This is a genomic window from Thioalkalivibrio sp. ALD1 (assembly GCF_000381245.1).
In the GTDB taxonomy this organism is placed as follows: Bacteria; Pseudomonadota; Gammaproteobacteria; order Ectothiorhodospirales; family Ectothiorhodospiraceae; genus Thioalkalivibrio.
The window spans coordinates 19,528-34,350 of record NZ_KB906248.1; the positions used below are offsets into that span (position 1 = coordinate 19,528).

Genomic DNA, 14,823 nt, shown 5'->3' on the forward strand with positions numbered 1-14,823 from the left:
GGCGGAGCGCGCCCATGTCAGTCGTGCGGCAGGTCGCGCAGTTCCGGCAGGCCGGTGTCACCGACGTCGGCGTTCTGCCCGCGATGGCGCAAGGCATGATCCATCAGCACGAGTGCCATCATCGCTTCGGCGATCGGGGTCGCGCGGATGCCCACGCAGGGGTCATGCCGACCCTTGGTGACCACCTCCACCGGCTCGCCGGCGGTGTTGATGCTGCGCCCGGGCAGACGGATGCTCGAGGTCGGCTTGAGCGCGATGCTCGCGCGCACGGCCTGGCCGGTGCTGATCCCGCCCAGCACGCCGCCAGCGTGGTTCGAGAGAAAGCCCTCGGGGGTGATCTCGTCGCGGTGCTCGGTACCCCGCTGGTTGACCGACTCGAAACCGGCCCCGATCTCCACGCCCTTGACCGCGTTGATGCTCATCAGCGCATGCGCCAGTTCGGCATCCAGGCGGTCGAACACCGGCTCGCCCCAGCCCGCCGGCACACCGACGGCCTCGACGGTCACCCGCGCGCCGATCGAATCGCCGGACTTGCGCAGGGCATCCATGTATTCCTCCAGCTCCGCGACCTTGTCCGGGTCGGGGCAGAAGAACGGGTTGTCGTTGACGATCTCCGGCTGCTTCGCCTCCAGCTCGATCGGGCCCAGCTGTGACAGCCAGCCACGGATCTCGATCCCGTAGCGTTGCTGAAGGTAACGCCGGGCGATGCCACCGGCCGCTACGCGCAGCGCGGTCTCGCGCGCGGAGCTGCGCCCGCCGCCGCGGTAATCGCGCAGGCCGTATTTGCGGTGATAGGTGTAGTCCGCGTGCCCCGGACGGAAGCGATCCATGATCTCGCTGTAGTCCTTGGAGCGCTGATCGACATTCTCGATCAGCAGTCCGATCGGGGTACCGGTGGTTCGACCCTCGAACACCCCGGACAGGATGCGTACCTGGTCCGGCTCGCGGCGCTGGGTGGTGTGGCGCGACTGTCCCGGCCGGCGGCGATCCAGATCAAACTGCAGGTCCGCCTCGCAAAGCTCCAGACCCGGCGGACAGCCGTCCACCACCGCGCCCAGGGCCGGCCCGTGACTCTCACCAAAGGTACTGACGACGAACAGTCGTCCAAAGCTGTTTCCCGACATGCGCGATAGTGTATCCGCGCCGAGCGGTGCTGTCGCCTGTTGCTGCTCCGACCGGACGGCAAAGCCACGAAGTTTCTGCCATGATCGGCAGCGCAGCATCCAACAAGCAAAAGGAGATGGATATGTCGCGTTCGATCAAGCGCCTGGCCGCCGGTACCGCCGCCGCAACCTGTCTGGGACTGGCCAGCGTCGCCCAGGCCGACGTGTTCAATCAGCGCATGATGAGCATGGAGCTGGCCAACGACATCGCCGAGGCTGCGGTGCTCGCCTGCCGCGAGAAGGGACACCAGACCAGCGCCGTGGTCGTCGACCGATCCGGGAACGATCGCTCCGTAATGCGTGACAATCTGGCCGCCGTGCAAACCATCCAGATTGCCGGCGACAAGGCCCGCGCCACGGTCATGTCCGGTACCAGTTCTGGCAACTTCCGTGATAACCGCGAAGAAATCCGCATGGAGATGAACCACGTGGACGGCATCATCATGCTGGCGGGCGGGCTGCCGATCGAGGTGGCCGGCAGCATGATCGGCGCGGTGGGCGTATCCGGTGCCCCTGGTGGTGATCTGGATGAAGAATGCGCCCAGGCCGCGCTAGACTCGGTTCAGGAGCGACTCGACTTCGCGATGTAAGTTGCGCGTGGCCAGGGACGGCCGCCAACCCACGCCCGGAGCCTCAATGAAAGATCCACTCGCCAGCCAGAAAGCGGTTGCCGCACCCGGTGTACACCGGATCAGCCCGCAGGAGGCCCACCAGCGGCTGCAGCAGCGCCCGCGCGACCTGCTGATCGACATCCGCTCCACGATGGAATTCCTGTTCGTCGGGCATCCGCAGGGCGCCATCCATATCCCGTGGATCGACGAACCGGACTGGACCGTGAACCCTCACTTCGTGCCTCAGGTGCGCAAACTGCTGCTGGGGGGGGCCGAGGATCACAGCGAGGATGCCCCCGCGCTCTACCTGATCTGCCGCAGCGGCAAGCGCACACTGTCCGCCGGCCAGGCCCTGGTCGATGCCGGCATCGAGAACGTGTATTCGGTGGAAGAAGGCTTTGAAGGGCCGCTGGACGAACACCACCAGCGTTCCACCCGCGGTGGCTGGCGCTACCACGGGCTCCCCTGGGAACAGTGCTGAGCGAGTCAGCGCCTGGCGCAACCGAGCTCGCTAGCGGTGATACTCGCCGGCGCGCTCCGGCTGATACTCGACGGCCTCGATACGCACATGCATCTGCCCTCCGCCCGGGCGCGGCCATTCGATCTCGTCCCCCTCGGACAGCCCCAGCAGCGCACTGCCCACCGGCGCCAGAATCGACAGCGTGCCGCCGCTGTCGTCTACATCGCGCGGGTAGACCAGCGTCAGCGAGAACTCCTCGCCGGATTCGACCACCCGGAACCGGACCTTCGAATTCATCGTGACAACCGAACCCGGGATCTCGCGCGAATCCACGACATCCGCGCGGTCCAGCTCGGCCTCCAGGTCGGCCTTGCCGGGAAAGCTGTCGTCCGGCAGCGATTCCAGCAGCTTGTCCAGGCGCTCCATGTCCGTGCTGGAGACGACGATCTTCGGCTTACTCACCTTTACACACTCCAATAAAGCAGAACGCGCCCCCACGGGAGGCGCGCTGAATAAAACGGGGACAAATCCGAAATCGGAGAATCAGACCCGAGAGTAGCCAAGCCCCGACCAAAAAGCCATATGGGCCAAGACAGGTATTCCTGCGATCAAGTCACGTTTCCCGCCACACCGAATAGCCACCACGCAGGACATGGGCATCAATACCCATCGCGCGCAAACTCGCGGCCACCAGTTGGGACCGACCGCGGTACCCGCAATACACGACGACCGGCTGCTCCGGGTCTTTCAAAAGGGCCTCTATATTCGCCTCCAGCTTGGGCCGCGGGATATTCACCGCCCCATCGATGATGCCTTCGGCCGCCTCCTCCGGCTGGCGAACATCCACCAGCAGAAACGATCGCCCCGCCTGCCGCCAGCCGGCAAGATCCGCGGGCTCCAGATGTGGCAGCTCTTCTTCCAGCTCCGCAATGCGCTTCTCGAACAGGCTCACTGTCGGCGACTCCATTGGATACACATACGCACCAGTCTACCGTCTCGACGGGGGCTGGGCACTCACAGGGACGGTCGCAACAAGAGCGGGGCGATGCGAAGCGTAAACAGCAATAGCGCGACCAACGCGGCCACCGCACCGACCGCAGTCAGCATTGGCACTCCCATCAGCCAGCCGAAACCCATACTCAGCACGGCCAGGTGAATCAGGATCTGGGGTGCCCAGGCCCACAGCCAGCCACCCGCGATCGGGTGCCCGGTAAAACGCGGCAGCATGTGCTCGCCCAGCCCCATGATCAGCAGCAGCAGGAACCCGAGGGTAAAGCCGTGGAGCGCGGCGGGGCGCGCGGCGCCATCCAGGAAGAACCCGCCCAGTGGCAGCGCGGTCCCCGCAATCAGCAGCCAGATCATCGCCCCCAGCACCGAGGCACGGCTGGAGGCCGACAACCCGAGCCCCACATGGCTTACGGTTTTCTGCGTGCGCTCGGGCGCATCGGCGACCAGTTCGGTCGCAGCCGTCCGGTCCAGTACTCCGATGTGCTTGAGTTGGCCGTCCACCACCACGGCCGGGATGGAGCGAATGCGCAGTCGGGTTGCCAGTTGGCGCCCTTCCGGCTGCCCCATGTCGACGACCGCGAAATCGATCTGCTTCTTCTGGGCCACCTCGCGCCAGATGCGCTCGGCATCGTGGCAGGAGGCACACCATTCGGACACCAGCAGTTCCACCTTCATGAATCGAGTCCCCGTCAGTCCGCGCAGCGCATGCAGTGGATGTCGTAGCGGTCGATCCACTGCTTGAGCCCGTCGACGGCTTCGGGCCCTGTATGCAGCCGTTCCAGGGCCTTTTGCGGGTCGTCCGGGCGCATCACCACCACCCAGGCGTCGGTATAGGGAGCGACGTTGACCAGCCCGGGGTCGGCCTCCACGGCCGGATTGATACGCTCGATAGTCCCGTCGAAGGGCGTGGGGATGCCCCCCGCCCACTTCCCGGACTCCAGCCGCGCGACCGGCTTGCCCGCGGCCCGGTGCGAACCGGGCTTGCGAAAACGGAAGTACTGCACGCGGCCCGCCATGGTCTGAGCGGGATCGGTAATCCCAAGGGTGAAGGTGCCATCGTCCTCCGGGCGGACCCAGACGTAGTCGAGGTCGTAGAACAGGTCATCCGGGAGCTCGCAGCCGTTGTATTCGGTATGGCTCATTACGCCCCCTTCGGACCGTAGTGGCGCACGGTGAGTGCGATATTCAGTGCGAACAGGATCATCGCGCCCCAGGCCACCGCCCCGCCGACCGCAACCGTCGGGTTATGGAACATCATCCAGCCGGCGATCATCACCCAGAGACCAAGATTGGCCAGCACGAACTGCACATGCCCCAGCCGTTCCGAGAACAGTGAACGACCGGAAAACCGCGGCAGCACGTGCAGCCCCACGCCGTAAATCATCATGATCACGAATCCCAGCAGCATCAGATGGCCATGGATACGCGGCACATTGCCAGGGATCAGCCCCGGGTGAGCCAGCCAGAGGATGCCGATGAGCCCACCCAGCAGCGCATAGGCCAGCGCGGCCAGGATGAACATCCGGTTACGTGGATGCATATCGCGTTCGCTCCCTTTTCTTGTTTGTTCTGCAGCGAGAACAGACTACGATAAGATGCATAATAAATGCATTGATCGAGATCAACACGGACACGAGCGCTTTCAGGGACAGTGACCCTGCCTGTGATTCAAACGCAGCCGATTGTCCCGTCGTCACCCGAGCCTATTGATGAAACTGCAGCTCCACGAACCCGCTCCCGGCTTCCACCGCCCGATCGACCTCCTGCGGGCCTGTCACCGTCGGATCACGAGCTGCCTCGACACGCTGGAACGGCTGCCGGGACATCTTGAACAGCACGGGGCCGACGCGCAGGCCCAGTCCGCGGCACGCCGTGTGCTGGCCTACTTCGAGCAGGCCGCCCCACAACACCACGCCGACGAAGACGAGGACCTGTTCCCGATCCTGAATGCGTACCGCAACCACCCCGAGGCCCACCCGCAGCTGGGTGAATGGATCGATCGCCTCAGTGCTGAGCACCCCCACCTTGAAGCCGACTGGGACGCCCTGGAACCGGCCCTGCAGATCATCGCATCCGGGCACACGGACCCGCTGCAGGGCGCGGGAGACTGGATCCGGCACTACCGGGCACATCTCGAATTGGAGGATAACGCGGTGCTGCCCCTGGCCGATCATCTGCTCAGCGCCGAGGAACGCACCCGGATAGGCCGCTCCATGGCGGGCCGGCGGGGCATCCCGACTGTGCACGCGGAACCAGCCGATGAGTGACTTCCTGCTGGATCTGCGGGGACTGGCCGACCACGCGCACACGCGCGCTTACTACACGCTGCGTGAACTGCAGCCGAGTCAGGTCTTCGACGTCTGGCTGGATCAGGAACCGCAGTTGTTAAGGAAACACTGATCAATGTACACGCTCGCGCTCGAGTCGCTTTTGCGTGCGAACAAGGCGCGGTGACTGCCGTGCAGTCATTCTGCACAAGGGAACCGCAACGCCGTGCGCGCGCAAAAGCGGCCGAGCCCCTTCGTTCATTAAGTTGTAGGGTTGGCACCCCAGGTTCCCCGATACGGCGTTGCGCCACTTGCGGGTAGAACCACTACCCGCTGCACGGCGCGCCTTGTCTCGGAAAACCTGGGGTGCCAACGCGAGTGTGTACATTGATCAGTGTTTCCTTAATGGATGCGGTCAGCCTGCAGCTGCGCCACGCCATCCACTGGCAGGTGCAGGAGAGTGGTCCGCCGCTGTGGAAGCTGCGCGTCCAGCGCCGCGAGGATGTCGCACCCGTGGACCTCGTCGATCTCCTGCTGCGCGACCACCTGCGCATTGACCGCCTGTTCGCCAGCGCGCTGCACAAGGTCAATGCGGGCGATCTCGAGGGTGCGGCCCCCGATTTCCAGGCCTATGTAGAAGGCCTGCGCCGACACGTTCATGTAGAAAATGAGCTGATCGTTCCGGCACTGGAGGTCTCGCGCGGGACCGGCGGCCAGGACCCGGTGGCCATCATGCTGCGCGAGCACGACCAAATCCTGGAACAAACGGCCCTGCTGGAACACGAGTTTCAGGAAGGGGTCGAGGATACCTGGATGGTGGCGCCATTCTTTGCCCTGATCTCCGGGGCCCTCGCCAAGCACGAAAGTCGCGAGGAACAAAACGTCTTCCCCGACTGGGGACACCGCCTGCGGCACGATCCCGGCCTGGCGGCCGAACTACTGGAGAAGGCCCGTCAGCAGTTGGAGTACAGGGCCAACAACTGAGCGGGGTCGGCAATACAAAACGAGTGTGTCAGGATAGTCCACCGCTACGGCCCGACACGACGTGACACCACTCCTCCTCAAGACCGGCTTCCCCCGACCTTTCCAGTGGCTTCGCGAGTGGCTCGCGGCATGGCCGGCGGGCGTGCTGGCCGTGGGCCTCCTGCTCCTTGGCAGCGCCAACCTTCAGGCCGATGAACCATCGGAGCCCCTGATCGTATCCCAGGACCATGCCTGGCCGCCTTTTGCCTTCGCAGACAGGGGTGGCGAACCGCGTGGGCTCCTCATCGATTTGTGGCGGGCGATCGCCGACGAACTCGACCGCCCGGTTGAATTCCGCCTGGTCGACTGGCCGCGCACCCTGGATCTCGTGCGCGACGGCGAGGCCGATGTCCATGGCGGGCTGATTCGGTCGCCCGAACGCGAACAGACACTGGCCTTCAGCGAAGGGTTGCTCCCCTTGCGAACCTTCGTGTTCGTGCGTACCGGAGCCCCGGTGGCCAGCCTCGATGAGTTGACCCACAAACCGGCTGGTGTGGTCGACGGCAGCTTCGAACTCGAGTTCATGCAGCGCGAACGCCCCGAACACCCCTTGCAGATTTTCGATAACAACGAGCAGATGGTGCGCGCCGCGGTGGACGGCACGATCGATGTCTTCGTCGGTGACTACCCGGTCGCCATGTACCTGCTGGACCGGTATGGCGAACCGGGCATGTTTCACCCCCTCGACTTGCTCTATGAACAACCCCTGCGCGCGGCAGTCGCTCATGGCGACGAGGCACTACTGAACGAGATCGATACCGCAATTGCACAGCTGGACGACGAGTTACTGCGCCAAATTACCCAACGCTGGATCCAATCGAACACCGTCGAGGTAATCCCGGCCTGGCTGGCCCCCACGGTTATTGGCATGGTTCTGCTTGCCCTGCTCCTGTATGCCGTCCTGCTCCTTCGGCAACGTCGCACGCTCGAAAGGCGGGTACGTGAGCGCACCGCCGAGCTCGAGGACGAGCGCGAACTGCTGCGCACTCTGAGCGAACATGCCGCCGCTGGCGTGTTCATCCTGCAGAACGACCGCTTCCAGACCGTGAACCGAGCGCTCACACGCATCCTTCAGCGCCCGGAATCCCAGCTGCTGTCCAACCCCTTCTACGAGATCATCCACCCGGACCAGCGCGCGGCCATGACCCAGCGGGCTCGCGACCGCATCGCTGGCAAGACGGTACCGGATCATTTCGAGATGAAAGTCATCACTGGCGAAGGCACGACCCGCTGGGTGGAACTGACCGCCGGGCGCGTGGAACTGCAAAGCGGCCCGGCAAGCATCGGCACGATGTACGACGTGACTCAGCGGCGGGCGCTGGAGGATCAGTTGCGTGCCAGCGAAAGCCAGTATCGTCAACTGGTCGAGAACATCGGTGACATCGTTTACACCCTCACACCCGAGGGCGTGATCTCCTACGTCTCGCCGCAATGGACTCGTGTGCTGGGCTATAGCGCCGAAGAAGTCACCGGAACTCCCATAGTTGACTACGTGCACTCGGATGACCGCGAGGAGTTCGGCCGCTTCCTGAAACGCACGGTTCGTTCGAGCAATGGCGAGCACGAAATCGAATATCGCATCCGTCATCACGGCGGGGAGTGGCGCTGGCACGTCTCGAGCGGTGCGTCGATCCGCGACACGTCCGGCCAGTTGACCGGATATGTAGGCGTGGCCCGGGACATCACCGAGCGACGCCACATGCATGACGAAATACGGTATCAGGCCCGTTTCAATGCCATGCTCGCGCGTCTTTCATCCGATTTCGTAACGGCGAACGCGGACCTCATGGACGAACGCATCGATACCGCCCTCGCCGACATCGGGCGCTTTTTCGAGAGTGATCGCTGCTACCTGTTCGAGTTGTCGCCAGAAGGCGACCAAATGGACAACACCCACGAATGGTGTGCCCGCGGCGTGTTCTCCGTGATGGGCCAGTTGCGGCAAGTGGATCTGCGCGAACTCCCCTGGTGGCGTGCACGCATGCTGGAGATGCTCGAACAACGCACGCCGGTTGTCATCCCCGCGGTGGACGACCTCCCCGAGGAGGCCGCCACCGAACGCAAGTTGTTCCAGCAACAGGCGATCAAGACCCTGATCTGCGTACCCATCCTGACCGGGCAACAGGTGACCGGCTTTCTCGGCATGGACATGCTGCGCCACCGTAGCTGGCGCAATGATCAGGCGGAGCTGCTGCTGGTGCTCGGCAACCTGATCTCCGAGGCCTTGCAACGCAACCACCTGGAGATTCAGCTACGTGACCTGGGAATCACGGATCCATTGACCGGTCTCTACAATCGCCGCTACCTGATAGAGCGTCTGCGTGAACAGATCGAGGCCTGGCGCCGCCATGGCGAAAGCTTTGCCCTGGCGATCCTCGATCTGGATCATTTCAAGGCGCTCAACGACACCTGCGGGCACCTGGCCGGCGACGAGGTCCTGCGCAACTTTGGCGACGTGCTTCGGCGCCAGCGTCGGGCCTTCGATATCGCGGCACGCTTCGGTGGCGAGGAATTCATCGTGGTGCTCACCCATGTCAATCGCGAGGCCGCCATGATCGCCATCGAGCGTCTGTTGCAGGCCGCCCGGGAACTCGACACCCATTTCGAAGGCGAGTCACTGGCGTTCACGGTCAGTGCCGGCCTCGCCTGGTCCGAGGAATGCGATCCCGCGAACCTGACACCCGAGGCGTTGATCGATCTGGCGGACGAACGCCTGTATCGCGCAAAGGCAAAGGGGCGCGACCGGCTGGTGGCCGGGGACGAGTAATCAGCGTTTCTCAGGGTCCTCGCGCCCCGGACAGGCATCACTGAGAGGACATTCCTGACAAAGCGGTTTGGGACGGCAGCGCTGCTTGCCGTGCTCCACGATCAGCGCGTGCAGATCGTTGAAGGCCTGCGCATCCGGCCCCAGTTCCGACTCCACCCAGGCCCGCAGGTCGTCGTAGGAACCACGGGCATGCGGCAGGCCCAGCCGTTCGAACAGCCGCCGGGTGTAGGCATCGACCACGAACACGGGCCGCTCAAAGGCGTACAGCACGATGTCGTCCGCCGTCTCCGGCCCCACGCCCTTGACGCCCAGAAGGGCCGATCGCAGGGCTTCGGTTTCCATGCGGGCCAGGGCTTCCACCCCGCCCTGCTGTTCCAGAAAGCGCAGCAGGTGCCGCAGGCGCTCGGCCTTCACGTTGAAGTACCCGCTGGGGCGGATGTGCTCGGCCAGGGTCTCGTGCGGGAGTTCCAGCAGGGCTTCCGGGTCCAGCACATCCGCCGCGCGCAGATTGGCGATCGCACGTTCGACATTGGTCCAGCTGGTGTTCTGCGTGAGCACCGCGCCCACCATGACCTCGAACGCCGACTCCGCCGGCCACCACTGCAGGTCGCCGTAGGCGTCCTGCAGGCGCTGCCGAACCTCGACCACGCGCAACGGCATCAGGACCGCGCCCGACCACCCGGCTTGCGTGGCCCGCCCTTGCGCCCGGACCGTCCTGGCGCCCCGCGCCCGGTCTTGCCGCCCTTGCCGGGGCCGCTCCCCGGCTTGGTGGAGGTCCAGCGATCCGCTTCGCGTACGCGCCCCCCCGACTTGCCCCGCTTGCCACGCGCGGGCCGGGTGTTGCGGCCCGGCCCGCGGCGCCGACCCCGCTCGCGAATGGATTCCGGCACTGGCAGCTCGACCGCCTCGTACAGCGCCTCGACCTCGCTCACCTCCAGATCACGGGAGGCGCCCGTCTTCAGGCCACGCCCGAGCACCACCGGCCCGTAGCGCACCCGGATCAGCCGACTGACGGTCACCCCAACCGCGTCCCACAGGCGGCGCACCAGGCGGTTGCGTCCTTCGCTGACCACGACATGAAACCAGTGGTTGGCGCCATCGCCGCCGCGCTCTTCCAGGACATCGAAACGCGCGGGACCATCCTCCAGCTCGACCCCTTCCAGCAGCATGCGCCGCGTATCGTCGGGGACCTCGCCGAGCACCCGCACCGCATATTCGCGCGCCAGCGAATGGCTGGGGTGCATCAGGCGATTGGCCAGTTCGCCATCAGTGGTGAACAGCAAAAGCCCTGAGGTATTCAGGTCGAGACGCCCAACCGCCACCCAGCGCTGCCCCTTCAGGCGCGGCAGGCTGGCGAACACGGGCTTGCGGCCCTCGGGATCGCTACGACTGCAGATCTCGCCGACCGGCTTGTGATACACGAGCCAGCGATGGGCATGCTCCGCCATGTGGATCACGCGCCCGCGCACGCGGATCACGTCATTCGGCCCCACCTGATCGCCCAGCTTGGCCGTGCGCTGGTTGACCTTCACCTCGCCGCGCTCGATCCAGCCCTCGATCTCGCGCCGCGAACCGAGGCCGCGCGCCGCCAGGACCTTTTGTACCCGCTCCGACATTCCTGCTGACTCCAGACGTCTCGACCCGGCCGCATTGCCGCGACCGGACCCGCATTCATTATGATGGGCGCTCACGATACACCAACAGGACGTTGCCCATGAGCGCCCAGAGCCCGGAAACCACCCCCGTCCAGACCCCGCTGAACATCGCCGTCCTCACGGTATCCGACAGCCGAACGCTGGCCGAGGACCGCTCGGGGGATGCCCTCGTGGAGCGGCTGGAGGGCGCAGGGCACCGCCTGGCCGAGCGCCGCGTGGTCCGGGACGACATCTACGCGATCCGCGCCGAACTCTCGCGCTGGATTGCCGACCCGGAGATCGACGCGGTGCTGACCACTGGCGGCACCGGCATCACCGGCCGCGACGGCACGCCGGAAGCCGCCTCGGTGCTGCTGGACAAGACGATCGAGGGCTTCGGCGAGCTGTTCCGCATGCTGTCCTATGAAGAGATCGGCACCTCCAGCCTGCAGTCCCGCGCCCTGTCGGGCGTGGCCAACGGCACTTATGTCTTCGTGCTGCCCGGCTCCACCGGCGCCTGCCGCACCGCCTGGGACCGCATCATCCAGGCCCAGCTGGACGCCCGCACCATGCCCTGCAACCTGACCATGCTGATGCCGCGCCTGAAGGAGTCCTGAGCGGTCAATCCGGATCGGCCCCGGGCTCGTCGGGGGCGAAGCACACCGGCGAAGCGTGTCCGCCGGTTCGCTCCTCCTCGGCCCTCTCGGCATTGAGGAGATCGCGCAACACCGCCGCGTGGCTGTGCTCCACATCCCGCGTCGCCGTCAGCAGGGTCAGGCGGCCACGGCGGGCATACCCCAGCAACCGGCCAAAGGCCTCGGGGCCCGCGTCCAGTTCCGCCTGATAACGACGGCTGAAGTCACGCCAGCGACCCGGGTCATGCGCGAACCAGCGGCGCAGGTCCGCCGATGGCGCGACAGACTTCTCCCAGGCGTCCAATGCGAGCGTGGATTTCTTCACCCCGCGCGGCCACAGGCGGTCAACCAGCACGCGGAACCCGTCCTCGGGATCGACCGGATCGTAGACGCGCCGAATCCACACCCGGTCCATGCAGCGCTTACCGATCCACGTGTGTCTGCAGCCAGTACTCGAGCAGGGCCGCGTGCCAGAGCTTGGAGCCCTGGATGCGGGTGAAGTACTGGTCCGGGGCGTCCAGCAGCTTGTCGATGTAGGCCGGCTGGTACAGCCCGCGCTCGCGCGAGGCGCGCGAGGTGAGGATGTCGCGCATGAACTCGAGGAATTCCCCGCGCACGTATTTCAGCGCCGGCACCGGGAAATAACCCTTGGGCCGGTCCAGCACCGCATCCGGCAGGCGCCCGCGGGCGATGCGGCGCAGCACGTCCTTGCCGCCGTCACCGAGCTTCAGGTGCGGCGGCATCGCGGCGGCCGTCTCCACCAGCTCGTGATCCAGGAACGGCACCCGCGCCTCCAGGCCGAAGGCCATCGTCATGTTGTCCACACGCTTGACCGGATCGTCCACGATCAACGTGGTCACATCCAGCGCCAGCACCGCGTCGATGAAGGAATCCGCGCGGTCGGTCTCGAGTTCGGCAAACTGCTCGCGCAGCCAGTCGCCGGTCACGTCGTTCGCCGGCGGGTGGCGCAGCGTTTCGGCCATCTCGGGGTGGTCGCGGTCGAAGTAGTGGCGGCGGAAGCGTTCCACCCAGTCGCCATGGCGGTCCTCGGCCATCTGCGGGTACCAGAAGTAGCCGCCGAAGACCTCGTCCGCGCCCTGGCCGGACTGCACCACCTTCACATGCTGCGAGACCTGCTCGGACAGCAGGTAGAAGGCCACCGCGTCCTGGCCGAACATTGGCTCGGCCATCGCCCCAACCGCCTCCGGCAATCGGGCCAGCACCTGGTCGTTGGGGATCAGCGTGGCCTGGTGGTCGGTGGCGTAGCGCTCGGCGACCGGATCGGAGTATTCGAACTCCGAGCCCTTCTCCTCCGGCTGGTCCTCGAAGCCGACGGTAAAGGTGCGCAGGTCCTGGGCCCCCTCCTCCATCGCCAACGCCACCAGCAGGGAGGAATCCAGTCCGCCGGAGAGCAGCACGCCCACCGGCACGTCGGCCACCTCCAGGCGCTTTCGCACGGCCGCGCGGAGGCCATGTTCAATACGCTCCTGCCACTCGGCATCGGAGACCGGGTGATCCGGGCGACGGGCTTGCAGCGTCCAGTAGCGCTGCAGCCGTTCCTGCCCTCGCGCATCGATGCTCAGGTAATGCCCCGGCTCCAGCTTGCGGATGCCGCGCAGCACGGTACGCGGCGCGGGCACCACCGCGTGCAGCGAGAACAGCATGTGCAGCGCCTCGGCATCCAGCTCGGTGTCCACGTCGCCCGGCGCCAGCAGCGCCTGGGTGTTGGAGGCGAAGCGGATGCCGTCGCCGGTGCGCGCCAGGTACAACGGCTTGATGCCCATGCGGTCGCGCGCCAGCAACAGGCGCTGCGCATGGCCGTCATACAAGGCAAAGGCGAACATGCCGTGCAGCCGGGCCACGATGCCCTCGCCCCACTCAGCGTAGCCGCGCAGGATGACCTCGGTATCGCCGGTGGAAAAGAAGCGATGGCCGCGGCCCTCCAGCTCGCTGCGCAGAGCGCGGAAGTTGTAGATCGCGCCATTGAACACCAACGCGAGCCCGGTCTCCGGGTCGAACATCGGCTGATGCGCGCGCTGCGACAGGTCCAGGATCGACAACCGCCGGTGCCCCAGCGCGACCCGCCCGGAGGCCCACAGCCCGTCGGCATCCGGCCCGCGCCGTTCCAGGCAGGGCAGCATGCGCGCCACGACCTCGCCGCTGGCGCGCCGCTCACCCCAGACGAATTCTCCCGCGATCCCGCACATCGAGTTTTTCCTTGCTGGTTGGATTGGGGTCGAATTGCCACCCTGCCCGACACGAACAGGGCTTCGCCCCGCAAGCAGACTCCTACTGATTGGGGGCCTCTTCCGGGGCCGTGCCGAAGGCTGTCTCCAGCGCCTCCATCAGGGCCTCACTGGCGGCCCCGGCGCGGTCGCGATCCGCGTGCGCCATGTAGAACGGAACCTCGTGTCGCGTACCCGCCTCCAGGCTAAGTTCGACCAGTCGCCCCTGGTCGAGATCCTCCGCGACACGATCTAGCGGCAGCCAGGCGAAACCGATCCCGGAGCGCAGTATGTCTCGCGCCGTACTCATGTGCGACACGGTCCAGCGCTGATCGGCCTCGACCCAGCCACCCTGCCCGGCCTGCCGTTCGCCGGAGTCGCGCACCACGATCTGGCGCTGAGTCTGAAGGTCCCGCCGCGTCAGCCGCCGACCGCCGGCCAGCGGGTGCCCAGGGTGTGCCACGCACACCATGATCTGATCCGTCAGCCAGGCGCCCAGATAGCCGCCGGGCAGCTCCGGCGCGATCAATATATCCACGCGGCCTTCGTGCAGGAGTTCCGGGCCGCCGCTCAGGACGACCTCCTCCAGCTGAACACGCGTGGCCGGATAGGCACGGGAAAAGCGCTCCAGCGCCTGGATCACCGGGCCGCGCGGCAGGATCTGGTCTACCGCCAGCCGCACCTCGGACTCCACACCGGCCGCGAGCGCTCCGGCCAGGGCCTCGATCTCGGCGGCCTCCTCCAGCAGGTGCTCGGCCCGGCGCAGTAGCGCCACGCCCGCCGGGGTCAAGACCGCCTTGCGGCCCTGGACTTCGAAGACCTCGACGCCCAGGCGCTCTTCCAGCTTCTGCACCGCATGGTTCACGCTGGAGGGGCTCTTGTGTACCTGTTCCGCGGCACGGGCAAAGCCGCCGGCGGCCACTACCGCCTGCAGCATGCGCCATTGCTCCAGGGAGACGCGGATCAACAGACTCGCCCGCGCCGAGATTCCGGCCATCCCGCCCCGACGCGGCGTTCCGGTTCTGGCGAG

At 66.0% G+C, this 14,823-nt stretch carries 17 protein-coding genes and 1 pseudogene; 7 read left to right on the plus strand and 11 right to left on the minus strand.

What is annotated here, in order from left to right; genetic code table 11:
- Nucleotides 1–17: 17 nt before the first annotated feature.
- Nucleotides 18–1,124, minus strand: coding sequence for a chorismate synthase (gene aroC, locus F623_RS0111920; protein ID WP_018862736.1), 1,107 nt, complete (start codon nt 1,122–1,124; stop codon nt 18–20).
- A 122-nt stretch (nt 1,125–1,246) separates the two neighbouring features.
- Here aroC and F623_RS0111925 point away from each other — a divergent pair, with 122 nt between their 5' ends.
- A complete protein-coding gene (locus tag F623_RS0111925) occupies nt 1,247–1,753 on the plus strand; it encodes a heme-binding protein (RefSeq protein ID WP_026278787.1) in 507 nt (168 codons plus the stop codon).
- Between the two features lie 46 nt (nt 1,754–1,799).
- Nucleotides 1,800–2,255 (plus strand): rhodanese-like domain-containing protein, encoded by a 456-nt coding sequence (locus F623_RS0111930; RefSeq protein WP_018862738.1) that lies wholly within the window; start codon nt 1,800–1,802, stop codon nt 2,253–2,255.
- Between the two features lie 30 nt (nt 2,256–2,285).
- On the opposite strand, the gene rnk is transcribed toward F623_RS0111930, so the two are convergent.
- The 5 genes from rnk to F623_RS0111955 form a co-directional block, all read right to left on the minus strand.
- Nucleotides 2,286–2,696 carry a nucleoside diphosphate kinase regulator gene (gene rnk, locus F623_RS0111935; RefSeq protein ID WP_018868726.1) on the minus strand — a complete coding sequence of 137 codons (411 nt, stop codon included), beginning with the start codon at nt 2,694–2,696 and terminating at the stop codon, nt 2,286–2,288.
- Between the two features lie 151 nt (nt 2,697–2,847).
- The gene (locus tag F623_RS0111940) at nt 2,848–3,186 is read right to left on the minus strand and encodes a rhodanese-like domain-containing protein (protein ID WP_018868727.1); all 339 of its coding nucleotides are present in this window, start codon (nt 3,184–3,186) and stop codon (nt 2,848–2,850) included.
- 62 nt (nt 3,187–3,248) lie between these two features.
- Complete coding sequence (locus F623_RS0111945) at nt 3,249–3,917, minus strand: thioredoxin family protein (RefSeq protein WP_018868728.1); 669 nt, start codon at nt 3,915–3,917, stop codon at nt 3,249–3,251.
- A gap of 14 nt (nt 3,918–3,931) precedes the next feature.
- Nucleotides 3,932–4,384, minus strand: coding sequence for a glycine cleavage system protein H (locus F623_RS0111950; protein WP_012983113.1), 453 nt, complete (start codon nt 4,382–4,384; stop codon nt 3,932–3,934).
- Nucleotides 4,384–4,782, minus strand: a complete 399-nt coding sequence (locus F623_RS0111955) for a hypothetical protein (protein ID WP_026278788.1) — start codon at nt 4,780–4,782, stop codon at nt 4,384–4,386. The genes F623_RS0111950 and F623_RS0111955 overlap by 1 nt, the downstream gene beginning before the upstream one ends.
- Nucleotides 4,783–4,951: 169 nt before the next feature.
- Here F623_RS0111955 and F623_RS0111960 point away from each other — a divergent pair, with 169 nt between their 5' ends.
- The 4 genes and pseudogenes from F623_RS0111960 to F623_RS0111975 all read left to right on the plus strand — a co-directional run bounded on the left by F623_RS0111960 (nt 4,952) and on the right by F623_RS0111975 (nt 9,299).
- A complete protein-coding gene (locus F623_RS0111960; protein WP_018868729.1) occupies nt 4,952–5,509 on the plus strand; it encodes a hemerythrin domain-containing protein in 558 nt (185 codons plus the stop codon).
- Nucleotides 5,502–5,642 carry a DUF2249 domain-containing protein gene (locus F623_RS13445; RefSeq protein ID WP_018868730.1) on the plus strand — a complete coding sequence of 47 codons (141 nt, stop codon included), beginning with the start codon at nt 5,502–5,504 and terminating at the stop codon, nt 5,640–5,642. Before F623_RS0111960 ends, F623_RS13445 begins: the two co-directional genes overlap by 8 nt.
- A 269-nt stretch (nt 5,643–5,911) precedes the next feature.
- Nucleotides 5,912–6,493 (plus strand): annotated as a pseudogene (locus F623_RS0111970) (hemerythrin domain-containing protein); the annotation flags it as partial.
- A 151-nt stretch (nt 6,494–6,644) separates the two neighbouring features.
- Nucleotides 6,645–9,299, plus strand: a complete 2,655-nt coding sequence (locus F623_RS0111975) for a diguanylate cyclase (protein ID WP_196799776.1) — start codon at nt 6,645–6,647, stop codon at nt 9,297–9,299.
- On the opposite strand, the gene F623_RS0111980 is transcribed toward F623_RS0111975, so the two are convergent.
- Complete coding sequence (locus tag F623_RS0111980; protein WP_018862746.1) at nt 9,300–9,959, minus strand: endonuclease III domain-containing protein; 660 nt, start codon at nt 9,957–9,959, stop codon at nt 9,300–9,302.
- A complete protein-coding gene (rluB, locus tag F623_RS0111985) occupies nt 9,959–10,915 on the minus strand; it encodes a 23S rRNA pseudouridine(2605) synthase RluB (RefSeq protein WP_018868733.1) in 957 nt (318 codons plus the stop codon). Before rluB ends, F623_RS0111980 begins: the two co-directional genes overlap by 1 nt.
- 98 nt (nt 10,916–11,013) lie before the next feature.
- On the opposite strand from rluB, the gene moaB reads away from it, so the two are divergent.
- Nucleotides 11,014–11,550, plus strand: coding sequence for a molybdenum cofactor biosynthesis protein B (moaB, locus tag F623_RS0111990; RefSeq protein WP_018862748.1), 537 nt, complete (start codon nt 11,014–11,016; stop codon nt 11,548–11,550).
- A gap of 4 nt (nt 11,551–11,554) precedes the next feature.
- Here moaB and F623_RS0111995 read toward each other — a convergent pair whose 3' ends face one another.
- The 3 genes from F623_RS0111995 to F623_RS0112005 form a co-directional block, all read right to left on the minus strand.
- Nucleotides 11,555–11,983: a DUF488 domain-containing protein gene (locus F623_RS0111995; protein ID WP_018862749.1), complete on the minus strand. Its 429-nt coding sequence runs from the start codon at nt 11,981–11,983 to the stop codon at nt 11,555–11,557.
- Nucleotides 11,984–11,990: 7 nt separating this feature from the next.
- Nucleotides 11,991–13,775, minus strand: coding sequence for an N-acetylglutaminylglutamine amidotransferase (locus F623_RS0112000; protein ID WP_018868734.1), 1,785 nt, complete (start codon nt 13,773–13,775; stop codon nt 11,991–11,993).
- Between the two features lie 82 nt (nt 13,776–13,857).
- Nucleotides 13,858–14,790, minus strand: coding sequence for a LysR family transcriptional regulator (locus F623_RS0112005; protein WP_018862751.1), 933 nt, complete (start codon nt 14,788–14,790; stop codon nt 13,858–13,860).
- Nucleotides 14,791–14,823: the final 33 nt, after the last annotated feature.

Excerpts from the sequence above, each read along its gene's own strand:
- F623_RS0111930 (WP_018862738.1), top strand. The coding sequence starts at position 1,800 with ATGAAAGATCCACTCGCCAGCCAGAAAGCGGTTGCCGCACCCGGTGTA.
- F623_RS0112005 (WP_018862751.1), bottom strand. The coding sequence starts at position 14,790 with ATGGCCGGAATCTCGGCGCGGGCGAGTCTGTTGATCCGCGTCTCCCTG.
- F623_RS0111960 (WP_018868729.1), top strand. The coding sequence starts at position 4,952 with ATGAAACTGCAGCTCCACGAACCCGCTCCCGGCTTCCACCGCCCGATC.
- rluB (WP_018868733.1), bottom strand. The coding sequence starts at position 10,915 with ATGTCGGAGCGGGTACAAAAGGTCCTGGCGGCGCGCGGCCTCGGTTCG.
- F623_RS0111925 (WP_026278787.1), top strand. The coding sequence starts at position 1,247 with ATGTCGCGTTCGATCAAGCGCCTGGCCGCCGGTACCGCCGCCGCAACC.
- F623_RS0111950 (WP_012983113.1), bottom strand. The coding sequence starts at position 4,384 with ATGAGCCATACCGAATACAACGGCTGCGAGCTCCCGGATGACCTGTTC.
- F623_RS13445 (WP_018868730.1), top strand. The coding sequence starts at position 5,502 with ATGAGTGACTTCCTGCTGGATCTGCGGGGACTGGCCGACCACGCGCAC.
- moaB (WP_018862748.1), top strand. The coding sequence starts at position 11,014 with ATGAGCGCCCAGAGCCCGGAAACCACCCCCGTCCAGACCCCGCTGAAC.
- F623_RS0111945 (WP_018868728.1), bottom strand. The coding sequence starts at position 3,917 with ATGAAGGTGGAACTGCTGGTGTCCGAATGGTGTGCCTCCTGCCACGAT.
- F623_RS0112000 (WP_018868734.1), bottom strand. The coding sequence starts at position 13,775 with ATGTGCGGGATCGCGGGAGAATTCGTCTGGGGTGAGCGGCGCGCCAGC.
- F623_RS0111995 (WP_018862749.1), bottom strand. The coding sequence starts at position 11,983 with ATGGACCGGGTGTGGATTCGGCGCGTCTACGATCCGGTCGATCCCGAG.
- F623_RS0111980 (WP_018862746.1), bottom strand. The coding sequence starts at position 9,959 with ATGCCGTTGCGCGTGGTCGAGGTTCGGCAGCGCCTGCAGGACGCCTAC.
- aroC (WP_018862736.1), bottom strand. The coding sequence starts at position 1,124 with ATGTCGGGAAACAGCTTTGGACGACTGTTCGTCGTCAGTACCTTTGGT.
- F623_RS0111955 (WP_026278788.1), bottom strand. The coding sequence starts at position 4,782 with ATGCATCCACGTAACCGGATGTTCATCCTGGCCGCGCTGGCCTATGCG.